The 10,455-nt window shown below is 73.4% G+C and carries 10 protein-coding genes; 3 read left to right on the top strand and 7 right to left on the bottom strand.

The genetic code is table 11. The annotated features are described in order from the left end of the window. Window positions 1-125 precede the first annotated feature (125 nt). The 5 genes from ITJ40_RS04525 to ITJ40_RS04505 form a co-directional block, all read right to left on the bottom strand. Window positions 126-485 carry an Rv3654c family TadE-like protein gene (locus tag ITJ40_RS04525; RefSeq protein ID WP_194665937.1) on the bottom strand — a complete coding sequence of 120 codons (360 nt, stop codon included), beginning with the start codon at window positions 483-485 and terminating at the stop codon, window positions 126-128. After that, window positions 475-876: a TadE family type IV pilus minor pilin gene (locus ITJ40_RS04520; protein WP_194665936.1), complete on the bottom strand. Its 402-nt coding sequence runs from the start codon at window positions 874-876 to the stop codon at window positions 475-477. The genes ITJ40_RS04525 and ITJ40_RS04520 overlap by 11 nt, the downstream gene beginning before the upstream one ends. Continuing rightward, window positions 873-1,106: a DUF4244 domain-containing protein gene (locus ITJ40_RS04515; RefSeq protein ID WP_370531993.1), complete on the bottom strand. Its 234-nt coding sequence runs from the start codon at window positions 1,104-1,106 to the stop codon at window positions 873-875. Before ITJ40_RS04515 ends, ITJ40_RS04520 begins: the two co-directional genes overlap by 4 nt. Before the next feature lie 328 nt (window positions 1,107-1,434). Then, complete coding sequence (locus tag ITJ40_RS04510) at window positions 1,435-2,436, bottom strand: type II secretion system F family protein (RefSeq protein WP_194665935.1); 1,002 nt, start codon at window positions 2,434-2,436, stop codon at window positions 1,435-1,437. Continuing rightward, entirely contained in the window at window positions 2,433-3,698 is a 1,266-nt protein-coding gene (locus ITJ40_RS04505) for a TadA family conjugal transfer-associated ATPase (RefSeq protein ID WP_194665934.1), read from the bottom strand. The genes ITJ40_RS04510 and ITJ40_RS04505 overlap by 4 nt, the downstream gene beginning before the upstream one ends. Before the next feature lie 335 nt (window positions 3,699-4,033). Between ITJ40_RS04505 and acs the strand changes: the two genes are divergently transcribed. Next, window positions 4,034-6,067: an acetate--CoA ligase gene (acs, locus tag ITJ40_RS04500; RefSeq protein WP_194665933.1), complete on the top strand. Its 2,034-nt coding sequence runs from the start codon at window positions 4,034-4,036 to the stop codon at window positions 6,065-6,067. An 83-nt stretch (window positions 6,068-6,150) separates the two neighbouring features. Here acs and ITJ40_RS04495 read toward each other — a convergent pair whose 3' ends face one another. Beyond that, window positions 6,151-6,615 (bottom strand): RidA family protein, encoded by a 465-nt coding sequence (locus ITJ40_RS04495; protein ID WP_194633578.1) that lies wholly within the window; start codon window positions 6,613-6,615, stop codon window positions 6,151-6,153. Continuing rightward, window positions 6,615-6,797, bottom strand: a complete 183-nt coding sequence (locus ITJ40_RS04490) for a hypothetical protein (protein ID WP_012297657.1) — start codon at window positions 6,795-6,797, stop codon at window positions 6,615-6,617. Before ITJ40_RS04490 ends, ITJ40_RS04495 begins: the two co-directional genes overlap by 1 nt. A 105-nt stretch (window positions 6,798-6,902) precedes the next feature. On the opposite strand from ITJ40_RS04490, the gene ITJ40_RS04485 reads away from it, so the two are divergent. Beyond that, window positions 6,903-9,440, top strand: a complete 2,538-nt coding sequence (locus ITJ40_RS04485) for a transglycosylase domain-containing protein (protein ID WP_194665932.1) — start codon at window positions 6,903-6,905, stop codon at window positions 9,438-9,440. Continuing rightward, complete coding sequence (locus tag ITJ40_RS04480; protein WP_194665931.1) at window positions 9,440-10,384, top strand: metallophosphoesterase; 945 nt, start codon at window positions 9,440-9,442, stop codon at window positions 10,382-10,384. Before ITJ40_RS04485 ends, ITJ40_RS04480 begins: the two co-directional genes overlap by 1 nt. The last annotated feature ends 71 nt before the right edge of the window (window positions 10,385-10,455 follow it).

Raw genomic sequence — 10,455 nt, 5'->3', positions numbered from 1 at the left:
CCGGGCACCTAATCGCGGTGCCACCCGGACGCGGCGTGTCCAGGCGCCACCGAGGCGGTGTCGGAGCGCAGCGCTCGGCCTCGCATGGAGGGGCGACGACGGCCCGGACGACGGCCCGGAGCCGCTCATCCCGACGCCCGGGCCGGGGGCTGACCGGCCCGCGCACGGGCCGTCACCGGCAGGCCCATCGGGCCGTCGTGACGCTCCGCCTCCACGACCGCCGTCGTGCCCGTGACGTCGCATCCCGTGAGCAGCGCCCCGGCCGCGGCCACGACCTCCTCAGCCGCCGAGCAGGGGGAGCCGGCCGCGAACCCCGCGGCGACATCCGCCGCGGCGAGCGCCCCGGAGTCGGCCGCTCCCGCTGCCGCCGCCCTCTCCACGAGCACGGAGGAGACGGCGACGGTGGCCAGCGCGAGGGCGGTGACCGCGCCGAGCACACCGACGGCGACCACGGTGCCCGAGCCGACGTCGCCGTCACGGGGCACCCGAATCCTCCTGCCATGCGCAACCTCGTGCCGAGACCCGGAGCCCCGCCGCGCCAGCGGGCCCGAAGCGGCTGGGAGCCGTGAGCCGGACGCAGACGGCGTGGCCCGACCGCTCCACCGCCATCGCCGCTCCCGCGGCAGCGCCCTCGATGCGCGCCCCCGCCGTGCCCGCGTCCTCCCCGCGTCCGATGCTCCGTGCCGCCTCCTCCGCCGCGGACGTCAGCATCACCTGCTGGCCGACCGTCTGCACCGCGCCCAGGCACAGCCCGAGGACCAGCACGACCGCGGGCAACACCACCGCCAGCTCCGCGGCGGCCGCCCCGCGATCCGCGACCGGGGACGCATGCGGATCGTGTCGCGGACGGCCCTCCGCCGAGGTGAGCGGGATCACCGGTCGTAGGTCAGGGCACGCCGCACGAGATCGAGGAGCATGCCGCGGACCTCGTCGCTCTGCAGGATGACCACGAGCAGTCCGGCGAACGCCACCGCCGCCATGGTCGCGATGGCGTACTCGGCGGTGGCGGCGCCCGCGTCACCCGCTGCACGGCCCAGGAGAGCGCGACGCGCCGCCTGCGCCACACGCGCGGACCGCGAGGGCTCCAGCCGCATGGGTGCCGCCACCACCCCTCCGCAGCGGATCCCCCCGCACCTCTCGACCCGCGCTGTCGATCGCGACGGAGCCGATGCCGCCGCGGCCAGCGGCCACACCGCGCGTCCCTCCGGCGCCACCGCGGGTCCGGTCGTCCCCGATGCGGGGACCTGCGCCCCGCCGATCGCGGCACGGCCCACGTCGATCGGATGCGCCCGCTCCTCGATTCGTCCCATGTGCTCGTCCTCTCCCTCTCACGGGCGGTGCCCGTCGTCCTGTCCTGCCGACCATCGGCCAGGGGCTCACCATGCCCCGTCCGCCGGGCTGAGCTCGTGCCGGGCACCGCGATGGTGGATGCCGTCACCCGCGGCCGAGTGTTGAGGACACGACGGCCAGCAGCATCGGCACGACGCCCAGCGCCAGGAACGCCGGCAGGATGCACACTCCCAGCGGCAGCATGAGCCGCGCTGCCAGGCGTGCGGCAGCCCGCTCGCCGCAGGTGGCGGCGTCCCTGCGCATCCGTTCCGCCTCGCTCCCGAGGAGCACGGCGACGGGCGCGCCGGTGCGAGCGGCCGCGTCGACGACCGACCCGACGTCGTCGAGATCGTCTCCCACCCCCAGCCCGGCGCGCTCGCACGCACGGCGGACGACCGCGACGGCGCGAGGCACGGATGCCCCACCCGACATGGCCATCGCCACCAGGTCCAGGGCGAGCCCCGGTGCCGGTTCGCGTGAGACGGCCCGGATCACCAGACCGCGATTCCACCGCCACCCGACCGCCACGAGCCCGGAGCCCACGACGAGGCACACCAGGCCGGGAACCGTGGTGACGAGGACGCGCAGCGGATCGAATCCGAGCCCCGCGGCCAGGAGCAGGCCGGCCCCCGGCATGAGGAGCACGGTGCGGCTGGTCGCCACCGGCCCCGCGAGCGCCGTCCCCGCGTCACGGCGCACCCGGGCGATGTCGACCAAGGAGTCGGCGAGGCGGTGGAGGGACCGCGCGAGGGGCGCTCCCGTGCGGTCCGCGACCTCGAGCCCGGCCGCGAGCGCGCACCACGAACGCGCCGCGGCTCCGTCCGCCGGGTCGCCCGCGGTGGCCGCCGCGACGATGCGACCAGCGAGGGGAGCCGGTCCTTCATCCGCGGCCACGCGGCGGACCAGCGCGGGCACGGCCCGCTCCCCCCTCCTGACCCGCTCGCCGGGCGGGGCCAGCTGCGACCACGCGCGCTCGAGGTGCAACCCCGCATGGAGCAGCACCGCGAGCCGTCGCACGAACGCGGCGATCTCCTCCGCCTCCTCGACGAGAGCCCCGTCCTCCGCGCCGCGCATCCGCGACAGGACGGCGTGCCCGCGCCGGATCATGCGCGGGTCCCGTGCATGCCCGACGCCACCACCGCGTGCTGCGCCATCGGAGCCGCGCCGGGGTCCCAGCGCACCGGCACGACGCGGAGGCGACCGTCGTCGCCGGTCGCGAGGCGTCCGGCGGCCGTCACGCGACGCCCCATCGGCGTCCGCGAGAGGTGGACGACGAGCCCGATCGCGCTGACGGCCTGGCGTGCCGTCGTGACCGCGTCCATGCCGGCGAGCGCGCCCAGGGCCTCGAGCCGGGCGGGCACGTCCGCGACGCCGTTGGCGTGCAGGGTGCCCGCGCCCCCGTCGTGCCCGGTGTTGAGGGCGCCGAGCAGCTCCCGGATCTCGCCGCCGCGGCACTCCCCCACGACCAGCCGGTCCGGCCGCATCCTCAGCGCCTCCCGCACCAGGCGCGGCAGGGACAGCTCTCCTGCCCCCTCGATGTTCGCCTGCCTGGCCTCGAGCGACACGACGTGCGCATGCCGCACCCGCAGCTCCGCGACGTCCTCGACGAGCACGATGCGCTCGCGCGGGTCCGCCCGGGCGAGGAGCGCGCCGAGCAGGGTCGTCTTCCCGCTCCCGCCGGCGCCCGTGATCAGGAGGTTCGTGCGCCGCCGCACCGCCTCCTCGAGCAGCGCGCGACACCCGGGCGGGAACGCCCCCGCCGCGTCGAGCGCGTCGAGCGTGGGCCGCGCCCGCGAGGGGAGCCGGATGGACAGCAGCGTGCCGCGCGTCGACACGGGCGGCAGCACGGCGTGGATGCGCATGCCGTCGCCCAGCCGCACGTCCACGCACGGCGCCGCCTCGTCCAGGTGCCGCCCGCCCTCCGCGGCCAGGCGGACGGCGAGCGCCCGCACGGAGGGCTCGCCACCCAGGTCCACGTCGGGTCGGCGTTCGGGCCCGGATCCGCGGTCCACCCAGACCTCGCCGTCTCCGTTGACGAAGACGTCGGTCGTCCGGGGATCCTGCGCCAGGGGGGCGAGGGGACCGAGCGCGGACGGGACCCGGCGCGGGGACGGGACCGGAGAGGACGCGGCGCCGCGACCGGCGGACGGGAGGCGCACGGCCACGCGGTCGCGCGCCCCCGCGGCCTCGGAGGGGTCGGCTCCCCGACGAACCGCACCGGGTGTCCTGGCCCGGGGGACGAAGGCCACAGGGGCGTCGATGCGCGGCCAGCCGTCCGCTCCCGGCCCCGCGCCTCCTGCGGACCGGTACCGCGACGCCTCCCCCGGGAGGACGCCCCGACGGACGACGGATGCCTGCCACTCGATCATGCGCGGAGAGTAGGCGCGGCGGTCCCCCGACCTGTCCGGCGCACCCGACGCGGGGAGGACGGATCAGCACGGTCTGCTGGGGAGGAGAGGGGCGGCGCCCATCGGGGGAACGGGCGCCGCCACGTGGCGAAGGATCGGGGGAATCCTGGACTCGCCACACGTCGGGCTTGACCCGACGCGATGAGCATACGCCGCACGCCTCCCGCCACGGCAGGGTTCTGCGCGTTCTGGCCGTTCCCCCACCGGACTCCCGGGCAGCAGGTCGCCCCCGCCCCGTCCTGTCACCCCGGCGCCACGGCACCCACCCGCTAACGTTGGTGGCGGAGAGGATGACGATGACGATGTCCACGAACCCCCGATCGACCCAGCCCGGAGCCGCGACGCCCGACCACCGGGACGAGGCGGGGACGACCGCCCCCTCGCATCCGGCCGCGACGCCGGAGCCGGGGCCCGTCCACCCGCCGTCGGACGCGTTCCGCGCGAGCCGCGTCGCCGACGAGTCCCTCGCCGCTTCGGCCGCCGCCGACCGCCTCGGCTTCTGGGGCGATCGGGCCCGCGAGCTCGTGACGTGGGAGACCCCCTTCGAGACGGTCCTCGACTGGTCGGACGCCCCCGTCGCCCGCTGGTTCCCCGAGGGACGGCTCAACGTCGCCTACAACTGCCTCGACCGGCACGTGCTCGCCGGGAACGGTGATCGCGTCGCGCTGCACTGGGAGGGCGAGCCGGGCGACACCCGCGACCTCACCTACGCCGAGCTCACCGCGGAGGTCAAGCGCGCCGCGAACGCCCTGCGGGACCTGGGCGTCGTCGCGGGCGATCGCGTCGCGATCTACCTCCCGATGATCCCGGAGGCCGTCATCGCGATGCTCGCCGTGGCGCGCATCGGCGCGGTCCACTCGGTCGTCTTCGGCGGCTTCAGCGCCGAGAGCCTCCGGGCGCGCATCGACGACGCGGCGGCCCGCGTCGTCATCACCGCGGACGGCGGCTGGCGCAAGGGCAAGGTCTTCCCGCTGAAGCCCGCCGTGGACGCCGCGCTGGTCGGATCGGCCGGATCCGTCGAGCACGTCCTCGTCGTCAGGCGCGGCGAGAACGAGGTCGACTGGGACGAGAGCCGCGACCTCTGGTGGCACGAGCGCGTCGCCGCCGCGGATCCGGAGCACGAGGCGCCAGGCTTCGAGGCCGAGCACCCCCTCTTCATCCTCTACACGAGCGGCACGACCGGGAAGCCGAAGGGCATCCTGCACACCTCGGGCGGCTACCTCACGCAGGCCGCGTACACGCACCGCAACGTCTTCGACCTGCACCCCGAGACCGACGTCTACTGGTGCACCGCGGACGTCGGCTGGATCACCGGCCACAGCTACGTCGTCTACGGCCCGCTCGCCAACGGCGCCACGCAGGTGATATACGAGGGCACGCCCGACACCCCGGAGCCCGGCCGCTGGTGGGACATCGTGGAGAAGCACGGCGTGACGATCCTCTACGCGGCTCCCACGGCCATCCGCTCCTTCATGAAGACCGGCCGCGAGATCCCGGACGCCCGCGACCTCTCCTCCATCCGCCTGCTCGGCTCGGTCGGCGAGCCCATCAACCCGGAGGCGTGGCGCTGGTACCGCGACGTCATCGGCGGCGGCGACGTGCCCGTGGTCGACACGTGGTGGCAGACGGAGACCGGCGGCATCATGATCTCCGTGCTCCCCGGCGTCACCGCGACGAAGCCCGGATCCGCGCAGTCCCCCATCCCCGGCATCCAGGTCGCGGTCGTCGACGACGCCGGCGAGCCTGTCGCGCGCGGCGAGAGCGGCCTGCTCGTCGTCACCGAGCCGTGGCCCGGCATGCTCCGCGGCATCTGGGGTGACCCCGAGCGCTACCGCGAGACGTACTGGGACCGCTTCGGCGACCGCTACTTCGCGGGCGACGGCGCACGGCTCGACGAGGACGGCGACATCTGGCTGCTCGGCCGGGTCGACGACGTGATGAACGTCTCCGGGCACCGCCTCTCGACCGCGGAGATCGAGTCCTCGCTCGTCGCGCACCCCTACGTGGCCGAGGCGGCGGTCGTCGGCGCCTCCGACGAAGCCACGGGCCAGGCCGTCGTGGCGTTCGTGATCCTCCGCTCGGCCGAGGCGGTCGCCCTCGGCGACGAGGACCCGAACGAGGTCCTCCGGAAGCACGTGTCCGACCAGATCGGCGCCATCGCCAAGCCGAGGCGCGTGTTCGTGGTGCAGGAGCTGCCGAAGACGCGGTCGGGGAAGATCATGCGGCGGCTGCTGCGCGACGTGGCGGAGGGCCGGGCCGTCGGCGACACCACCACGCTGGCCGACACGCAGGTGATGCAGGTCATCAGCGACCGGATGAACGCCGGCTGACCCGACCCGGCGACCGCCGGACACGAGGAGAGGCCGGGTGCGATGCGCACCCGGCCTCTCCTGTCCGCCACGGCGGGCGGTGACTACTCGACGAGCGCCACCACGAGCTCGACCTCGACGGGCGCGCCGAGCGGCAGCTCCGCGACGCCGACGGCGGATCGCGCGTGGACGCCCGCGTCGCCGAGGATCTCCCCCAGCACCTCGCTCGCGCCGTTGATGACGCCCGGCTGCCCGGTGAAGCCCTCGGCCGAGGCGACGAAGCCCGTGACCTTGACCACGCGCGCGATGCGGTCGACGCCGCCGGCCGCGTCCGCCGCCGCCGCGAGCCCGTTCAGCGCGCACGTGCGGGCGTGCGCCTTCGCGTCCTCCGCCGACACCTCGGCGCCGACCTTGCCGGTCGCGGCGAGCGCGCCGTCGACGAAGGGCAGCTGGCCGCTCGTGTAGACGAGGCCGCCGTGCACGACAGCGGGGACGTAGGCGGCCACAGGGGCCGCGACCGCGGGCAGCTCGATGCCGAGCTCGGCCAGTCGATCGGAGATCGTGCCCATCAGGCGCCGTGCTCCGCGCCGGCGACCGGGCGCTTCATGTACGCGACGAGCCCGCCCTCGGGGCCGGTGACGACCTGCACGAGCTCCCAGCCCTGCGACCCCCAGGTGTTGAGGATCGCGGCGGTGTTGTGGATCATCAGCGGCGTGGTGAGGTACTCCCACTGCGCGGGCGTTGCGGTCATCTCGGCTCCTTGCCGGTCGGGTCGGGGTGCATGACGGGACGGGCGCGGGCGGCCGGCGCACAGGTCTCACGGGTTCCCATACACCCTTCCCGTACTCTGGAGTCTATGTCTGCTTCCAAGAACACGCCCGGCCGCGTCGCCGCCGCGCTCACGGGCGTCCTCGGCATGAGCGCCGTGGCCGGCGTGCTGGTCGCGGCGATGGTCACCCCGGCCATCGCCGTCACGAGCCTCGCGGCCAACAACACGATCGGCCTCTTCGAGGATCTGCCGGACTACCTGCAGATCGACAACCTCGCCCAGAAGACCGAGCTCTACGCCACGAAGGGCGGCCAGCCGGTGAAGTTCGCGGAGTTCTACGCGCAGAACCGCCAGGAGGTGAGCTGGGACGAGGTCTCCGACAACGCGAAGGCCGCGGCCGTCGACACCGAGGATCCCCGCTTCTACGAGCACGGCGGCGTCGACGTGCAGTCCACGTTCCGCGCGCTGGCGCAGAACGTCATCGGCGGGGGCGTGGAGTCGGGCGCCAGCACCATCACCATGCAGTACGTGAAGAACGTGCTCGTGCAGAAGGCGGAGACGCTCGCCGAGACGGATCCGGACGCGGGCAAGAAGGCGTACGCGGAGGCGACGCAGGAGTCGACCGCCCGCAAGCTCAAGGAGATGCGCCTCGCGATCGGCCTGGAGAAGAAGTTCTCCAAGAACGACATCCTGCTCGGCTACCTCAACATCGCGAACTACGGCGGCAGCGTCTACGGGATCCAGTCGGCCGCGAAGTACTACTACGGCGTGGACGCCAAGGACCTGAGCATCGCGCAGGCCGCGAGCCTCGTCGCCACGGTGAACTACCCGACGGCCCTGCGGATCGACGAGCCCGGCAACATCAAGGCCAACCAGGAGCGCCGCGACGTGCTCATCGACAACATGCTCAAGCACCACAGCATCACGCAGCAGCAGCACGACGAGGCGATCGCCACCCCGGTCACCCCGGCGATCACGCCGTCGGTGAGCGGCTGCAACGCGGCGCAGCCCGCCAGCGCCGCGTACTTCTGCGACGCGGTGAAGTACACGGTCGAGAACTCGAAGGAGTTCGGCCAGACCCCCGACGAGGCCCGTCGGAACCTCAACCGCAACGGCTACAAGATCTACACGACGCTCAACCTCGACCTGCAGGCGAAGGCCACGGACGACATGCGCAAGCAGATCCCCACGACGATGAACAGCATCAACGTCGGATCCGCGATGACGAGCGTCGAGGCCAAGACCGGCCGCGTCATCGCGATGGTGCAGAACACCGATTACGGCAACGGCGACCAGCGCGGCGTGACGAGCGTCAACTTCAACACCGACCAGAACTACGGCGGCTCCGGCGGCTTCCAGGCGGGATCGACGTACAAGATCGTCACCCTCCTCGAGTGGCTGAAGGAGGGCCACTCGGTCAACGAGGTCGTGAACTCCTCCAAGGGCACGTGGTCGGGCAAGGACTTCCGCGACTCCTGCACGGGAGGCACCCTCGGGTCGCCGTCGAAGACGTACTCCAATGACGGGGACGCACCAGGGCCCAACCGGACGGTCATGTCGGGGACGGCGAACTCCACGAACACGGCCTTCCTCGCCATGGCCTCCGAGCTCGACATGTGCGGCATTGTGCAGACCGCCAAGGACATCGGCATCCACCAGGCCGACCCGAACAAGCAGCTCTCGAACTTCGTGACGGACATCATCGGCTCGGGTGGCAACGACATCGCCCCCCTCACCATGGCGAGCGCGTACGCCACCGTCGCGAACAACGGCACCACGTGCAAGCCGATCATGATCGACAAGGTCGTCCTCCCCGACGACACGGAGGTGACGCCGCCGCAGGCGAACTGCGAGGAGAAGGTGAGCCCCGACGTGGCCCACACCGCGGCGTACGCGCTCGCCGGCGTCATGGGCGCCACCGGGGCCGCCGCCAACACGGGTGACGGCACGCCGCTCATCGGCAAGACCGGCACGACGGACCTGGCGAAGGACACCTGGTTCGTCGGCTCCAGCACCGAGGTCACCACGGCCATCTGGGTCGGCAGCTACACCGGCCAGCAGATCCAGCAGCGCAAGACGAAGCTCCCGAGCGGGCAGCTCATGTCCACCGCGCGCTTCGCCGTGTGGAAGCCGTTCATGCAGGCCGTCAACGCGGTCTACAAGGGGTCGGCGTTCCCCGGCCCGGCAGCGGACCTCACCCGCACGCCGACGGTCCAGGTGCCGGACGTGTCGGGCATGTCGCCCGCCGACGCCCAGTCGGCCATCGAGGGCGCGGGCCTGACCTTCGCCCAGGGCGGCGCGCGGTCCTCCGCGAACGTGCCCGCCGGGCAGGTCGCCGGATCCGACCCGGGCGCCGGCGCCAACGCCGCACGCGGATCCACCGTCACGGTGTTCATCAGCAGCGGGCCCGACCAGAGCCAGCAGGGCACGCCCGGCACCGTGCCCAACGTGCAGGGCCAGGACATGACGGGCGCCCGTCAGACGCTCCGCTCGGCCGGCTTCGACGTCACCATGGCGCAGGAGCAGGTGCAGGACAACTCGCAGATCGGCAAGGCGACCCGAACGGATCCCGCGGCCGGTCAACAGAGCAGCGGCCCCGTGACGCTCTACATCGGACGCAGCTGATGAGCGTCGTCGGCACGATCGCGCGCACCGTCGGCGGGGTCGCCGCGGCCGGCGCGGCGGTCTTCGCGTACGCGTCCTTCTACGAGCGGCGCCGCTTCACGCTGCGGGAGGTGACGGTGCCGGTGCTCCCCGTGGGCGCGGATCCCATCCGGGTGCTCCACCTGTCGGACATGCACATGGCTCCGTGGCAGCACAAGAAGCAGCGGTGGGTGCGCGAGCTCGCGGAGCTGAAGCCCGACCTCGTCGTCGACACGGGTGACAACACGGGCCACGAGCAGGGCATCGTCGCGGTCGAGGAGACCCTCGAGGCCTTCCGCGGGATCCCCGGCGTCTTCGTGCACGGCTCGAACGACTACTACGGGCCGATGCTCAAGAACCCGTTCAAGTACTTCACCGCCAACACGCACGCCACGCAGCGCCCGGCCGACCTCGACCTCGCGCGGCTCGAGCGGCTCTACGCGTCGCTCGGCTGGGTCGACCTCAACAACGCGGCCGGCGCGATCGAGGTCAACGGCACGCTGCTCGAGTTCTTCGGCGTCGACGACCCGCACCGCGACTTCGATCACCTCGAGGCGCTCCCCGGCGCGCTCGACGCGCTGCGCGAGGACGGGGAGGCCTACCAGGGTGCCTCGGACGCGCCGGTCGTGTCGCTCGGCGTCGCGCATGCGCCCTACCGCCGCGTGCTCGACTCGTTCGTCACCAACGGCGCCCGCATGATCTTCGCCGGGCACACGCACGGCGGCCAGGTCTGCGTGCCCGGCTACGGCGCGCTCGTCACCAACTGCGACATCCCCCGCCGCCAGGTGAAGGGCCTCAGCGTCTGGCCGCACGCCGACCGGGCGTCGTTCCTGCACGTGAGCGCCGGGCTCGGCACGTCGATCTACGCACCCGTGCGCTTCGCCTGCTACCCCGAGGCGACGCTGCTCACGCTGACGGCGGTCTGACCGCGGTCTGACCGCCTCCGCGTACTCGGGAGCCCGGAACATCGGGTATCGTAGAGCCCGGCCCTCGGGCC

Source organism: Clavibacter sp. VKM Ac-2872, assembly GCF_015351105.1.
Taxonomy (GTDB): Bacteria; Actinomycetota; Actinomycetes; order Actinomycetales; family Microbacteriaceae; genus Clavibacter.
This window is presented reverse-complemented; position numbering and strand designations above follow the sequence as displayed.

Excerpts from the sequence above, each read along its gene's own strand:
- ITJ40_RS04510 (WP_194665935.1), bottom strand. The coding sequence starts at position 2,436 with ATGATCCGGCGCGGGCACGCCGTCCTGTCGCGGATGCGCGGCGCGGAG.
- ITJ40_RS04485 (WP_194665932.1), top strand. The coding sequence starts at position 6,903 with ATGTCTGCTTCCAAGAACACGCCCGGCCGCGTCGCCGCCGCGCTCACG.
- ITJ40_RS04495 (WP_194633578.1), bottom strand. The coding sequence starts at position 6,615 with ATGGGCACGATCTCCGATCGACTGGCCGAGCTCGGCATCGAGCTGCCC.
- ITJ40_RS04490 (WP_012297657.1), bottom strand. The coding sequence starts at position 6,797 with ATGACCGCAACGCCCGCGCAGTGGGAGTACCTCACCACGCCGCTGATG.
- ITJ40_RS04480 (WP_194665931.1), top strand. The coding sequence starts at position 9,440 with ATGAGCGTCGTCGGCACGATCGCGCGCACCGTCGGCGGGGTCGCCGCG.
- acs (WP_194665933.1), top strand. The coding sequence starts at position 4,034 with ATGACGATGTCCACGAACCCCCGATCGACCCAGCCCGGAGCCGCGACG.
- ITJ40_RS04505 (WP_194665934.1), bottom strand. The coding sequence starts at position 3,698 with ATGATCGAGTGGCAGGCATCCGTCGTCCGTCGGGGCGTCCTCCCGGGG.